12 protein-coding genes are annotated in these 13,952 nt (G+C 72.5%); 7 read left to right on the top strand and 5 right to left on the bottom strand.

What is annotated here, in order from left to right; all coding sequences use genetic code 11:
- Positions 1-4: 4 nt before the first annotated feature.
- The 4 genes from BLW14_RS02580 to BLW14_RS02565 are packed head-to-tail and all read left to right on the top strand — an operon-like array spanning position 5 to position 3,752.
- Positions 5-751 (top strand): urease accessory protein UreF, encoded by a 747-nt coding sequence (locus BLW14_RS02580; protein WP_093703875.1) that lies wholly within the window; start codon positions 5-7, stop codon positions 749-751.
- Positions 752-780: 29 nt separating this feature from the next.
- On the top strand, positions 781-1,401 hold the full coding sequence (gene ureG, locus BLW14_RS02575; protein WP_073861858.1) for an urease accessory protein UreG: 621 nt from the start codon (positions 781-783) through the stop codon (positions 1,399-1,401).
- A 1-nt stretch (position 1,402) separates the two neighbouring features.
- A complete protein-coding gene (locus BLW14_RS02570; RefSeq protein WP_093703873.1) occupies positions 1,403-2,362 on the top strand; it encodes an urease accessory protein UreD in 960 nt (319 codons plus the stop codon).
- 40 nt (positions 2,363-2,402) lie between these two features.
- On the top strand, positions 2,403-3,752 hold the full coding sequence (locus tag BLW14_RS02565) for an ammonium transporter (protein WP_093703871.1): 1,350 nt from the start codon (positions 2,403-2,405) through the stop codon (positions 3,750-3,752).
- A 4-nt stretch (positions 3,753-3,756) separates the two neighbouring features.
- Here the strand turns inward: BLW14_RS02565 and BLW14_RS02560 are convergent, their stop codons facing one another.
- The 3 genes from BLW14_RS02560 to BLW14_RS02550 are packed head-to-tail and all read right to left on the bottom strand — an operon-like array spanning position 3,757 to position 6,575.
- Positions 3,757-5,160: a lipase maturation factor family protein gene (locus BLW14_RS02560; RefSeq protein ID WP_093703869.1), complete on the bottom strand. Its 1,404-nt coding sequence runs from the start codon at positions 5,158-5,160 to the stop codon at positions 3,757-3,759.
- Between the two features lie 33 nt (positions 5,161-5,193).
- Positions 5,194-5,730: a DUF1990 family protein gene (locus tag BLW14_RS02555; RefSeq protein ID WP_093703867.1), complete on the bottom strand. Its 537-nt coding sequence runs from the start codon at positions 5,728-5,730 to the stop codon at positions 5,194-5,196.
- Positions 5,727-6,575 (bottom strand): YndJ family protein, encoded by an 849-nt coding sequence (locus BLW14_RS02550; RefSeq protein WP_093703865.1) that lies wholly within the window; start codon positions 6,573-6,575, stop codon positions 5,727-5,729. Before BLW14_RS02550 ends, BLW14_RS02555 begins: the two co-directional genes overlap by 4 nt.
- 190 nt (positions 6,576-6,765) lie before the next feature.
- Between BLW14_RS02550 and BLW14_RS02545 the strand changes: the two genes are divergently transcribed.
- Positions 6,766-7,899 (top strand): DUF6777 domain-containing protein, encoded by a 1,134-nt coding sequence (locus BLW14_RS02545; RefSeq protein ID WP_093703863.1) that lies wholly within the window; start codon positions 6,766-6,768, stop codon positions 7,897-7,899.
- A gap of 24 nt (positions 7,900-7,923) precedes the next feature.
- Here the strand turns inward: BLW14_RS02545 and BLW14_RS02540 are convergent, their stop codons facing one another.
- Entirely contained in the window at positions 7,924-9,357 is a 1,434-nt protein-coding gene (locus tag BLW14_RS02540) for a carotenoid oxygenase family protein (protein WP_093703861.1), read from the bottom strand.
- 180 nt (positions 9,358-9,537) lie between these two features.
- On the opposite strand from BLW14_RS02540, the gene BLW14_RS02535 reads away from it, so the two are divergent.
- Positions 9,538-10,134: a DUF3159 domain-containing protein gene (locus BLW14_RS02535; RefSeq protein WP_093703859.1), complete on the top strand. Its 597-nt coding sequence runs from the start codon at positions 9,538-9,540 to the stop codon at positions 10,132-10,134.
- Positions 10,135-10,224: 90 nt separating this feature from the next.
- On the opposite strand, the gene BLW14_RS02530 is transcribed toward BLW14_RS02535, so the two are convergent.
- Positions 10,225-11,592, bottom strand: a complete 1,368-nt coding sequence (locus tag BLW14_RS02530) for an FAD-dependent oxidoreductase (protein WP_093703857.1) — start codon at positions 11,590-11,592, stop codon at positions 10,225-10,227.
- 273 nt (positions 11,593-11,865) lie between these two features.
- Between BLW14_RS02530 and BLW14_RS02525 the strand changes: the two genes are divergently transcribed.
- Entirely contained in the window at positions 11,866-13,932 is a 2,067-nt protein-coding gene (locus tag BLW14_RS02525) for a SpoIIE family protein phosphatase (protein WP_177153882.1), read from the top strand.
- Positions 13,933-13,952: the final 20 nt, after the last annotated feature.

The following is a 13,952-nucleotide window of genomic DNA, read 5'->3' as shown; positions in this document are numbered from 1 at the left end:
GCCGATGTACCGCAAGGAGGGCGACACCGCGGGCGACCCCGGCCCGGCGGGGACCACGGCCGCCGCGGGTCTCGGGCCGCTGCTGGTCAGCCTCCAGCTGACCGACTCGGCCTTCCCCAGCGGCTTCTACACCCTTTCGCACAGCCTGGAGGGCTTCGCGCAGGCGGGCGCCGTTGACGCGGAGAGCCTGCCGTCGCTGCTGGCGGACCTGCTTCTGCACGGCGTCGGGCCCGCGGACGCCACCGCGCTCGCCCTGGCCCACCGGGCCACCGCGGCGGGCGACCCGGAGGCCGTGGTCCGGATCGACGAGCACCTGTTCGCCACGAAACTCGGCCGGGAGATGCGCCAGGCCGCCGGCCGGACGGGCCGGCAGCTGCTGGACCTCGGCCACGAGGTCTTCGGCCGCCCGGAGATCGGCGACTACTACGACCGGGTCGTGCGCCGCGAGGCCCCCGGCACCCAGGCCGTGGCCGCCGGCGTCGTCTACGCGTCGACCGGCGTCCCCGTCCGGCAGGCGGTCGCCGCCGACCTGTTCGCGTTCTGCGTGAGCTTCGCGGGCGCCGCCCTGCGGCTGAGGCTCACCGACCACCGTACTGCGCAGGCCCTGCTCAGAGGCGCGGCGCCCGTCATCGAGACCACCGTCGACGCCGCGCTGCGCAGGGAACTGGACGACGTCGGCGCCACCGTCTTCGCCTCGGACGTCATGTCGGGCCGTCATGAACGCGCCGAAGCCCGCCTCTTCGCCAGCTGAGCACCCACCACGACACCCCTAGGAGCACCATGGACGACAACGTACTGCGGGTCGGCATCGGCGGACCCGTCGGCTCCGGCAAGACCGCGCTCATCGAGGCGCTGGTCCCGGTCCTGATCGCACGCGGCCACCGCCCCGCCGTCATCACCAACGACATCTACACCCAGGAGGACGCCCAGCACGTGCGCCGCACGCTGGCCGGCGTCCTGGAACCCGAGCGCGTGGTCGGCGTCGAGACGGGTGCCTGCCCGCACACCGCCGTACGCGACGACCCGACGATGAACCTCGCGGCCGGCGCCGAGATGCTGGAGCGCTTCCCGGACACCGACACGCTGCTGTACGAGTCCGGCGGCGACAACCTCACGCTGACGTTCAGCCCCGCACTCGTCGACCTCTTCCTCTTCGTGCTCGACACGGCGGAGGGCGAGAAGATGCCCCGCAAGCGCGGCCCCGGCATCACCGACTCCGACCTCCTCGTCATCAACAAGATCGACATCGCGCAGTACGTGCGCACGGATATCAATGTCATGGAGTCCGACGCCCACCGGGTGCGGGGCGACCGCCCCGTCGTCCTCACCGACTGCCTGACCGGCGTGGGCGTCGAGGAGATCGCGGGCTACCTCGAATCCCGCCGCAAGGTGCTGATCTGACATGCCGCTCGCCCCGCAGCGGCCGAAGGCCGACCGGCTCGCCGAGGAGTACTACACCGCCGTGCGCGTCCCCCCGGACGTGGCGGCCCTGGCCTCCGTCCCGGACACGCTGGCGCCCGGCTCCCCGGCCAAGGTCGGCATCCTCGACCTCGCCTTCGCCGTACGGGGCGGCCGCACCGAACTCGTCGGGCGCTACCAGAAGACACCGCTTCAGATCATGCGGCCGCTGTGGATCGACCCCGAACAGCCCGGCATGAGTTACGTGTACCTGATGGCGACCGGCGGCGGCGTCGCCCAGGCCGACCGCTACCGGATGGACTTCCACTGCGGCCCGGACACCCAGGTCCACCTGACGACCCAGGCCGCCACGAAGATCTTCCGGATGGAGCACGACTACGCCAGCCAGCGCCTGCACCTCACGGCCGGGGCCGGCAGCTACGTCGAGTACCTCCCCGACCCGCTGATCCCGTTCGAGGGCGCGCGGTTCTACCAGAGCACCGAGGTCACCGTCGCCCCCGACGCCACGGTTCTGGTCGGCGACACCCTCACCGCGGGACGGCTCGCCCGGGGCGAGCGCCACTCCTACCGGGCGCTCGCCACCGACCTGCGCATCCGCAGGCCCGACGGCACCCTCCTCGCCATCGACACCCTGCGCCTGACACCCGGCCGGCCGGGCACCGGAGTCCTCGGGCCCGGGGTGTTCGCCGGCCACGACCACGTCGCCTCGCTCTTCGCGGTGACCGACCGCGTTCCCGCCACCGAGCTGGCCGACACCCTGCACGAGGCGCTGGCCGGGCTCGGCGTGCTGTACGGGGTGAGCGTGCTGCCCCGGGACTGCGGCGCGTGGGTGCGGCTCCTCGACGACAGCCCGGTCAGGGTGGCCGAGGCGCACCGGGCCGCCTGGCACGCCGTACGCCGGCTGCTCACCGGCCACCCGCCCCCCGACCTGCGCAAGCCGTAGCCCGTCCCGCCCCAGCCCCTCCCCACACGAGGTATCGCCGATGATGACCGCTCCCGCGCCCATGCCGGCCGCGTACGACTCCGGGGACACCGCCTGGCTGCTCGCCGCCACCGCCATGGTCCTGCTGATGACGCCCGGCCTCGCGTTCTTCTACGGCGGCATGGTGCGCACCCGGCACGTGCTCATGATGATCAAGATGAGCTTCGCCGCGCTGGCCTTCGGCACCCTCGTCTGGTGGGTCATCGGCTACACCCTGGCGTTCGGGCCCGACGTGGGAGGGGCCGGGCTCATCGGGAACCTGGACCACGTGTTCATGAAGGGCATCCAGCTGAACACGCTGACCGGGGCCATCCCCACGTACATCTACAGCACCTTCCAGATGGGCTTCGCCATCATCACCGTGGCGCTGATCAGCGGCTCGATCGCCGACCGCGCCACGATGCGCGGCTGGCTCGTCTTCGTCGTGCTGTGGCTGCTGATCGTCTACATCCCCCTCGCGCACTGGGTGTTCGACAAGCAGGGCTGGATCGTGAAGCACCTCGGCGCCCTGGACTTCGCCGGCGGGCTGCCGGTGGAGCTCAACTCCGGGGTGGCCGGGCTCGCCGTCGCACTGGTGCTGCGCGCGCCGCGTGACTTCGCCCGCCGCGAGGAGCGCCCCAGCAACATCCCGCTCGTCGTCATCGGCGTGGGCCTGCTGTGGTTCGGCTGGTTCGGCTTCAACTCCGGTTCCGCGCTCACCACCCAGGGCACGGCGTCGGCGGCCTTCCTCAACACCCAGCTCGGGGCGGCCGGCGCCATGGTGACCTGGCCCCTGGTCGAGAAGTGGCGCACCGGCTCGGTGACCACCATGGGAGTGGTGTCGTCCGCCGTCGCGGGCATGGTCGCCATCACCCCGGCGTGCGGCGAGATCAACACCCTGGGCGCGGTCGTCACGGGGCTCGTCGTCGGCGCGGTGAGCGCGTACGCGATCACGCTCAAGTTCCGCTTCGGCGTGGACGACACGCTCGACGTGGTCGGGGTGCACGGCGTCGGCGGTCTGATCGGCCTGGTCATGGTCGGCCTCTTCGCCACGGCCCGCATCAGCGGCAAGGAGGGCCTGTTCTACGGGGGCGGCTGGGGCCTGCTCGGCAAGCAGTGTGTCGCGATCGTGTCCGTGATCGCGTTCTCGTTCGTCCTCACCTGGATCATCGCGAAGGTGGTCGACCTGACCGTCGGCTTCCGGGCGAAGGAGGAGTACGCCATCGTGCCCGGCGAGGAGGCCGAGCGCGCGTACGACTTCCAGACCGCCGAGCGGCTCGGCGCGCTGGTCTCCGGGCGGCGGGTGGCGAGCGACGACGAACTGGTCAAGCAGATCAGCCGCCTGCTGCGGGACCGGGAGAGCGAGAAGTAGCCCGCTACGCCCGGGTCGGGCGCAGGAAGTCGCGTACGAAGGTGCGGTGCCACCAGCAGCCGGTCGCACGCAGTTCGCGCCACGTGGTGAAGCGGTAGCGGAAGACCCGGGCCCGCACCTGGGCCGGCGGGGCGTCCGGGAACGGGTTGTGCCGCAGCAGCCGCAGCGTGTCCCGGTCGTTCTCCAGCAGCCGTTCCACGAACGGGCCGAACCAGGACCTGGCGTACGCGGGGGAGAGCGCGGCGAACCACATCATCCAGTCCAGTCGCAGATGGTACGGGGCGAACTGGCGCGGCAGCCGGCGCGGATCACCCGGCTTGCCCCGGAAGCCGTACTCCTTCCATACCGTGCCCGGGTGCACGATCGCGTCCTCGGTGCCCTCCACGACCACCTCCAGGCGGACCCGGCTGATGCTGCCGAACGCGCCGTACGTGTTGACCAGGTGCAGCGGGTCGAACGACCGGTTCATCACCTGGCGGCGGGAGACCAGATTGCGGGCCGGGCGGTAGCTGAGGGCCAGGACCAGCGCGGTGACGGCGATGACCAGCACGGCGTACCAGACGGGCGCGCCGCGCTGGGCCGGCGGCTCGGTCAGCGGCGACCAGTCGATGACCGGCAGGGCGAGCGTGATGGTCAGCCAGTTGAGCCAGGCGAAGTTGCCCGAGAGCACCAGCCACAACTGGGTCACGATCATCAGGCCCGCCGCGAAGCCGGCCACCGGCTGCGGGGTGAACAGCAGCACCGGAACCAGCAGCTGGGTCACATGGTTGGCCGCCACCTCGACGCGGTGCACGGGCCGGGGGAGGCGGTGGAAGAACCAGCTGAGCGGCCCTGGCATCGGCTGCGTCTCGTGGTGGAACTCCAGGCACGTCAGGTTCCGCCAGCAGGCGTCGCCGCGCCACTTGATGAGCCCGGCGCCGAACTCCAGCCGGAACAGCAGCCACCGCAGCAGCCACAGCACGAGCACCGGCGGCGCGGTGCCCGCGTTCCCCAGGAAGACGGCGAGGAAACCCGTCTCCAGGAGCAGCGACTCCCAGCCGAAGCCGTACCAGACGCCGCCCACCTGCACGATCGACAGGTACAGCAGCCACGGCACCGCCCAGAGCGCCATCGCGGCGCCCAGCGGCACATGGTTGTCAGCGCCCGCGATCAGCGCGACGGACACCGCGCAGCCGGTCCAGGCGACGACGGCGAAGAAGCGGTCGGAGCAGTGGAGACGGAAGAGCCCCGGGGCGGCGCGCCAGGACGTGTGCCGCAGGGCGTCGGTCGCGGGCAGCATGCCGCGCTCACCGATCAGCGCCCGGAACTGCAGGGCTGCGGCGAGGAAGGCGGTCAGGTAGATGACGGCGAGGGCCTTCTGGAAGACCAGCCGGCCGAGCCAGTACCCGTCAGCGGTGAACCACTCCATCGCTACCAGTATGGCCCGGCCCCGCCCCCGGGCTCATCGGCCGGGCATCCCGCGCCGCTCGCGCTCCTCCGTGACGAGCCGGCGCAGCGTGCGGCCGAGCCGGCGCGCGTACCACCGCTGGAGCGGCGGTACCAGCGGACCGCCGAGCCGCGAGTACCAGCGGGCGGGCCGGCTGAACGCCATCACCCTGAACCAGACCGTGCCGTCCTCGGCGAGTTCGGCCACGAAGCACTCCTCGCCGCACTCGGCGTGGCCGGTCTCCGTCCCGTAGCCGAACCCGATCCGCGCCGGACCGTACTCGGCCCAGATCACCCGGCAGGGGACCGCGAGCCGCAGCGGCCCGGCCTGCACCGCCACCCGAACGGCCGTCCCCGCGTCGGCGCGTGGCGTGGACGCCTCCACGTGCGCCCCCGACCCGCGGTGCATCCGGAACTCGGTGATCGCCGCTCCGGCCGCCTCGAAGTCGGCGCGGCCGCGCCCGACCCGGGTGCGGTGGTGCAGGTGGTTGTAGCGGTCGGGGAGCGGGCCGAGGCGGGTGGCGCCCGCCTCCGGGTAGTTGAGGCTGCTCATCGGATGCTTCCTTCGTCGTGGAGGTGCGGGCGCTGCCAGGCGAGGACCGAGCAGAGTGCGAACCCCAGCGCGTTGCCCACGCCGTGGGTGGCGGCCATCCAGAGGAGGCCGGGGTGCGGCATGCCCGTCGCCTCGCCCAGCGCCCAGGTCAGGGCGAGGACCATGGTCACCGCGAGCACGGCGGCCGAGACGGCGAGCAGCAGCCGGGTGGCGCGGTCGCGGTGGGCGGGGCGGACCGTGCGCCAGGTCAGCAGCGCCACGGTCCACATCCCGGCCGTCAGGACGACCGCCCCGGCGAGTTCGGCCCAGTCGCCGATGAAGTAGCCGGCCAGCACGAGCAGGGTGCCCAGGGGCACGCCGAGCGCCGCGAACCGGCCCGCCGGACCGTCGGCGACCCGGCTCACCAGCCCCGCGATCAGGGCGGCGGCGAACCCGGCGAAGTGGAAGTGCGGCACGGTCAGCGCCAGGATGCCGAGGCCGAAGCCGAACAGCGGGTGCCCGGCGCGTTCGGCGACCAGCGCGGTGGCGGCGACGGCCGGCGTCACCAGAGCGGTGAGCAGGGCGATCTCGGCCGGCGCCGTGGCCGGGGAACGCAGGGGGCCGTCGCGGCGGGCGGCGCGGGGCACGGCGTGCAGCGCGAGAAGCGCGGCCCCGATTCCGTAGCAGAGGGCCAGGACCGTGGCGGCCGTACCGCGCGGCAGCCAGAGCGAGACCGCGCCGGGGGCGGCGAAGACCGGCCAGAACCGTTTGATGCGGTCCAGTTCCGGTGCGTCGGCGAGCCGCAGCCCGGCCGGCACGATCACCAGCATTCCCAGCATCACGATCAGCCCGACAAGGACCGACATGACTCACCCACCCCCGAGTTGAACGTGTTCAAATCGCTGTCGTCGCAAACTGTACGGCGTTGGTTGAACGCGTTCAAGGCGTCAGGGTTCGTTCGCCTCCCGGGAGGCGGTTGGCTTGCGGCGGTGGGGGAAGTGCGGCAGACATGGGAGGAGCGACCGGGAGACCGGTGACCAGGCAGGAGACCCCCTCGTGCACTCACGCATACGACTGCGGCGCACCGCGCTCGCCCTGCTCTCCGCCGGCTTCCTTCTCGCCGCGGGCTGCGCCCGGGGCACCTCCGGGGGCGGCGGCCCCGCCAGCGGGACGGCCCTCGCGGGGGACGTGCTCCTCCAGCCCGCCGCCGATCCCGGCACCGCCCCCTTCACGGCCTCCACCGCGGGCCTCCCCGCCGTAGGACCGGACACCACGCGCTCCGGGGCGCCCCGCTCGCCGTCCGCGCCCGGCAAGGCGAAAGGGCTCACCCGCACCGGGGCGACACCCGGTCTCTACGCCGGAACGCGTGCTGTCCCGTCCTGCGACGTCGAGGCGCTGATCCGGATGCTCGACGTCGACCCGGCGAAGGAACAGGCCTTCGCCCGCACCGCGTCGGTCCCGCGCGACCGGGTCGCCGGCTTCCTGCGCGGGCTGACGCCGGTCCAGCTGCGCGCCGACACGCTGGTCACGGGGCACGGCTTCCGAGCCGGGGAGGTCACCACGTACCAGTCCGTCCTCCAGGCCGGCACGGCGGTCATGGTCGACGGCCGGGGCCTGCCCCGGGTCCGCTGCGCCTGCGGGAACCCGCTGGACCCGCCGTCGGGGGAGGCGGACGTGGCCGCGGCGGCGGGGGAGCGGTGGGCGGGGTTCGACCCGGCGCGGACCGTCGTCGTCGCGCCCGCCACGCGGCCCGTGGCGGAGCTGGTGATCGTCGACGTTGTCCATCACAACTGGCTCGCCCGGCCCGTCGGTGACGAGGGCGCCGGTGACCGCACCCCCGCGGTGCCGCCTCCCTACGACCCCGGCACCGACATCACCGGTCCGCTCCCCGACGTACCGGCGCCGAGCACGAAGCCCGGGACTCCGAGCGGGTCCCCGAGCCCGGACGGCCCGTCGGAGCCGCCGGACCCCACCGGGCCGCCGGAGGACTGTCCGACCCGGATCGCGCCGAAGCCGCCGGGCGAACCGGCGGTGGCCGGCGGCCTTCCCGACCGGGAGCCGGATGAGACGCACTGCCCCGTGCCGACCGGGGACCCCACGGACGAACCCTCGGGGGATCCGCCGGAGCCGGACGAGCCGCCGATGACCGACGCGCCGCCGACATCGGTCCAGCTGCCCCGGGGCGGCTAGGGCCTGTCCGGCGGCCCGGCGGGCTCACTCCTCGGTCGGCAGCCAGTTCCCGTGCAGGCCCAGCGGGACCCGTACCGGGATGCGCACGCGGGCGACGGGGCCCGACGTCGGGTCCTCGGACGGGATGACGAGCAGCCAGCTGCTCGCGTCGGTGCGGTCGGTGGCGTACGTCATCCAGTAGCCGCCCTCGCCCGGACCGGTGCCGGGCACGGGGGCGAAGACCGGTTCGCCGACCGAGAGGTTCCCCGCCCGCCACGCGACATGCGTACCGGTGGGGTCGTTGCCGTCGTACCAGCGCAGTTCGTCGAACTCGCCCGGCAGCAGGTCCGGGTTGCCCGAGTCCGAGGCCACGGCGAGTTGCCGGTGGCGCCGGCCGATCAGCCGGTCGTCGGTGCGCGGGAGCTCCATCCGGACGTCGTCCAGCACCGTGCGGCGCATCGTGCCGGCCACCGGGTCGATGACCGCGCGCACCAGGCCCGCGTGGTTGGGCCCGGCGCCCTCGGCCGGCTCGCCCAGGGACAGGCGCGTCCACTGCACGTAGTCCAGTACGACGTCCCCGCCGCTGGGCTCGGTGTCGTACGCGTTGACCGTGTGCCACAGCCAGAACGCGTCGTCGGCGGCCCAGCGAACCGGGCTCCCGTCGCGCGGGATCAGGGCCACGCGGGTGCCGCGTTCGGGCCGCCAGTCGATCATGGAGCCGCCGCTCATGGCGGCCTCGATGTCGAAGAACACCGGCGCCAGCACGAGCACCAGGAAGCGCGGGGTGATCGCCATGTCGTGGATCATCATCGGCTCGTCGACCCCGTCCACGGCCGTGGGACCACGGACCACGTCGCCTTGGGGGCCGATGGCGGACCAGGTCAGGTACGGCGGCTCCAGGCCGTAGCAGAAGACGAGCATCTCCCCGGTGACCGGATCGGTCTTGGGGTGCGCGGTGATACCGGCCGGCAGCGCCCCGTCGAACGTCTCCTTGCCGACGGTCCGCAGGTCGGGAGCCATGAGGAACGGGCAGTCGGACTCGGCGAGCGCCAAGAGCCGCCCCGCGTGGCGCACCACGTTGATGTCGGGCATGTCGCGGAACGTGCCGGCCAGCTCCGGCTCGACGTCCGGCACCTGCGGCAGGATCATCGACTCGATCCCGCCCCACAGCGCCCGCCCGGCCCGCTCCTCGGCGACCAGGGCGGGTGTCCGGACGAACCGGTTGCGGTAGCGGGCCCGGCCGCCGGAGATCCACACCCCGTGCAGCATGCCGTCGCCGTCGATCGGGTAGAGGTACGAACCGATCGGCGTGAAGCGGGGATTGGGGCCGTTGCGCAGGAACACCCCGTCCAACTCGGCGGGGAGCGAGCCCGTCACGCTCAGTCCGGCCTCGTCGACCTCTTCGGTGACGGGGGCGAAGCGGCCCGAGAGATGGACCACGCGGCTCGGGTCGAGGGCGTGTGCGGCATGTGCGGCCATGGCGGCCTCCCTTGCCGGGACGTGAGGGCGCACCCGGATGCGGGCCGAGCTGACTCTTCATTGAATCCCCGGCCCCGGCCCGCCGCAACGCGCCCCGCGCGGAATGCGGCGTGCGCTCCACGGGCCGACAATGGAAGACGCGGCACATCGCCGTGCCGGGCCACACCCTGGAGGTGTCCGGTGGCTGAAGCCCGTTCGAAGCGGCGGACCGGGAACCTGTTCTTCGCGTTCGCCCCGTGGATCATTTTCGTCGTCGTCGCGTCCCCCAGTACCTGGGAGTACGCCGCGCTGGCCGGACTGGTGGCCGCCGTGGTGCTCAACCTACCGGACATGCGCCGGGGTTCCTTCAAGGCCCTGGAGGTCACCGGCATCGTCTTCTTCGCGCTGCTGAGCGTCCTGGCACTGTTCCTGGACCGGCAGGACCTGGACTGGGTGGAGAGGTACGCCCAGGTGCTGTCCAGCGCCGTGATCGCGGTCGTGGCACTCGGTTCGCTGGCGTTCGTCCCGTTCACCGAGCAGTACGCGCGTGAGTCGACGCCCCGTGAGGTGTGGGGCACGCCGGTGTTCCGCCACGTCAACCAGGTGCTGACGCTGCTGTGGGGTGCCGTCTTCGCCGCCACCGCCCTGCTGGGTCTGATCGCGCTGCACACCTCGTCGGGCCGCGACTGGTTCAACTGGATCATCCCGGTGGTCCTGCTGGTGTTCGCCGTACGCTTCACCGAGCGCTATCCGGACCGGGTGCGCGAGCGGGCCCGTGGCGAGCACGCCTCCCCGTGAAGCGGCGTGAAGGCGCTCAGGGACGCCGAACCCTCCCACGGCGACGGCCCCGCACACCCGACAGGGGTGTGCGGGGCCGTCGCCGTGGTGTCAGTTGCCGGCCTCCGAGGCGTCCAGCATTCCCTCGCGCTCCACGACCTTGATCCGCTCACGGTCCTGCGCGGCGCCGAGGGCGCGCTCGTGGGCGTCGAGGCGGTACCAGCCCTCACGGGTGGTGTAGCGGATGCCGCGCTCCTCCAGGAAGGCGGTGACGGCCTCGGGCTCGGGCCGCTCCGGGGCGGGCAGCCGGCCGGCGGCGTGGTCCTCCAGCAGGCAGGCGACCGTCTCGTTGGCGTCGCCCTTGGTGTGCCCGATCAGGCCGATCGGCCCCCGCTTGATCCAGCCGGTGACGTACACCGACTCCATCGGCTCGTCGCCCGCGAGCACCCGGCCCGCGGCGTGCGGCACCGTGCCGGACGCGACGTCGAAGGGCAGCTTCGGCAACTCCTGCGAGTAGTAGCCCACCGCCCGGTAGACGCTCTGCACGTCCCAGTCGTGGAAGGCGCCGGTGCCCCGCACGTTGCCCGTGCCGTCCAGCTCGGTGCGCTCGGTGCGCAGCCCGGTGACCTTGCCGTCCTCGCCGAGGATCTCGACGGGCGACTCGAAGAAGTGCAGGAAGAGCTTGTGCGGCCGGTCGCCGATGTCGCGGATCGCCCAGTTCTCGAGCGTGGAGGCGACCATGTTGGCCTGCTTGTTCCCGCGCCGGGTCTCGATCGAACCCGCGTCGTAGTCGATGTCCTCGGGGTTGACGATGACCTCGATGTTCGGCGAGTGGTCCAGCTCCCGCAGCTCCATCGGGCTGAACTTGGCCTGGGCCGGGCCGCGCCGGCCGAAGACGTGCACCTCCAGCGCCTTGTTGGCCTTCAGGCCGTCGTAGACGTTGGCGGGGATCTCCGTCGGCAGCAGCTCGTCGGCTGTCTTCGCGAGGATGCGGGCCACGTCGAGCGCGACGTTGCCGACGCCCAGCACGGCGACCTTCTCGGCCTCCAGCGGCCAGGTGCGCGGGACGTCCGGGTGGCCGTCGTACCAGGAGACGAAGTCGGCGGCCCCGAACGAGCCGTCGAGGTCGTTGCCCGGGATGTCCAGGGCGCGGTCCGCGTCGGCGCCGGTCGAGAAGATGACCGCGTCGTAGAACGTGCGCAGCTCGTCGAGACCCAGGTCGTTCGGGTAGTCGACGTTGCCGAAGAGGCGCAGCTGCGGCTTGTCCAGCACCTGGTGCAGCGCCTGCACGATGCCCTTGATGCGCGGGTGGTCGGGAGCCACGCCGTAGCGGATGAGGCCGAAGGGGGCGGGCATCCGCTCGAACAGGTCGATGGAGACGCCCGGGTCGGCGGCCGCGTCGGATTTGAGCAGCGCGTCCGCCGCGTAGATGCCGGCGGGACCGGCTCCGACGATGGCGACGCGGACGGGGCGTGTCATGGCGAGCTGTTCCTTCGAACGGACGATCAGAAGCAGGGCCGCTTGGTAAGGCAAGGCTTAGTCGACCCCCGCCGCACACGTTAGCCCCTGCTCGGACCCGTTTTCGGGGCGGGGCGCCGTTACCGGCCGGTATTCGGTACCCGTCCCGCCCCCGCGCACCGGAATCCCTTGGAATCAGGCGCCTCGGGCCTTTCCGTAAATGTGTCCCATCGCACGTTCACCAGATGGACGGTTCAGTCGAAGATTCGGACAAATGGTGGCAGAGTGACGCACATGGATGATCGGGTAGCGGGTGCCCTGTCACTCCCGGACGACTGGCCCGCCCACCCGGATCTCAGCCTCGCCCTGAACCGAATGGGCAGCTTCGACTGGGATCTCGACAGCGGGCTCATGCACATGGACAGGCCCGCCCTCGACGTGTTCGACCTGAGGGCCGACGAGTACGACAACCGGCCGCAGACGCTCGGGCTGCGCGTGCCGACGGAGGAAGGCGTCCGGCTGGACGCCATGGTCTCCGAGGTGCTGAAGAGCGGCCGCAGCAACTACGGGGCGTACTTCCGCCTCCAGTCGCGCGACGGCACCCTGCGCTGGGCGCACACCCAGGGCTTCGTCCGCCGCGACGACAGCGGCCGGCCGCGCCGGATCATCGGCATCGTCCGGGATGCCGGCCCGGAGCTCGCCGAGTCCGCCGCCCGTCGCGAGCTGGACGAGGAGCTGAGGCGCCGGACCAGCCTCGTGGATGCGACCACCGCCGCGCTGGCCCACGCCCGTACGGTCAAGGACGTCATCGAGGTCCTGAAGAACTCCGAGGGCCTCGCCCTGCTCGGCGCGACCAGCCTGGTCATGGGGCTGATCGAGGCCGGCCGCATCCACCTGGTGGCCGACGGGCCGGAGGGCTCGTTCGTGCCGGGGACGCGGTACACCCGCACGGACGAGCAGTACCCGATGAGCGAGGTCGTCCGCACGCTCGGCCCCCGGTTCATCGAGTCGGCCGAGGACTTCGCCACGTCCTACCCCGTCCTGTGGCCGCACATCAGCCATCTCGGCATCACCTCGGCCGCCTATCTCCCGCTGATCGCCCAGGCCCGCCCGATCGGCGCGCTCGGGCTCCTCTACAGCGGCAAGGACGGCTTCACCGCCGACGAGCGGAACCTCCTGCTCGCCCTCGGCAGCTCCATCGCCCAGAGCCTCCAGCGCGCCATGCTCTACGAACAGGAGCACGACCTCGCCGAAGGGCTCCAGCAGGCCATGCTGCCGCGCCGGATCCCCGACGTGCCCGGCGCCCAGATCGCCGTGCGCTACCGCTCGGCCCGGCTGGGCCGGGACATCGGCGGCGACTGGTACGACGTCATCCCGCTGCCCGGCGGCCGGGTGGGCGCCGTCATCGGGGACGTCCAGGGCCACGACACCCACGCGGCGGCCGTCATGGGGCAGCTGCGGATCGTGCTGAGGGCGTACGCCGCCGAGGGGCACAGCCCCGCCACGGTGATGGCCAGGGCATCCGTCTTCCTGCACGAACTCGACACCGACCGCTTCGCCACCTGCACCTACGCCGAGGCCGACCTGACCACCGGCGTCGTCCAGCTGGTCCGCGCCGGCCATGTCGACCCGCTGGTACGCGACTCCGACGGCGGCTGCCACCGGGTGCCCTCCGAGGGCGGGCTGCCGCTCGGGCTCTCCGCCGAGTTCGGCCGGCTCGAATACCCGGTCTCCACCGTCGAGCTGGACCCCGGCCAGACCATGGTGCTGTTCACCGACGGCCTGGTGGAACTCCCCGGCGCCGATCTCGACGAGGGCACCCAGCGGCTCACCGCCCTGGTCACCAACGGACCGCAGGACCTCGAACAGCTCGCCGACCGGCTCTGCGCCTCGGTGGACGAGCGCGGCGGCGAGGACGACGTGGCGATGCTGCTGCTGCGCCGCAAGGCCGCCCAGGCCCCGCAGTCCGGCGGCAGGCTCCAGCAGCACGTCGCGCAGAACGACCCCGAGGCGCTCAGCTCGGCCCGCCACATGATCCGCGCCGCGGTCCGGGCCTGGGGCGCCAAGGACCGGGCCGACGAGGTCGAGCTGGCCGCCGACGAACTGGTCACCAACGCCCTGATGCACACCGACGGCGGCGCCATCGTCACCATCCGGGTGCTCACCGGACCGGACCGTCGGCTCAGGGTCGACGTCGAGGACCGGTCGAGCGCGCTGCCGCGCCGCCGGGACGCCGGTGAGGCGGGCGTCTCCGGGCGTGGCCTGATGCTCGTCGACCAGTTGGCCGACGCCTGGGGCGTCGAGTCCCGGGGGACCGGCAAGTGCGTCTGGAGCGAGTTCGTCGTTCCGCCACGCGGCTGACCCGGCGGCCGCCCTTCGTC

Source organism: Streptomyces sp. 2131.1 (assembly GCF_900105515.1).
Lineage (GTDB): Bacteria > Actinomycetota > Actinomycetes > Streptomycetales > Streptomycetaceae > Streptomyces > Streptomyces drozdowiczii.
Note: the sequence above shows the minus strand (reverse complement) of the source record. Positions and strands in the feature narration are given on the sequence as shown.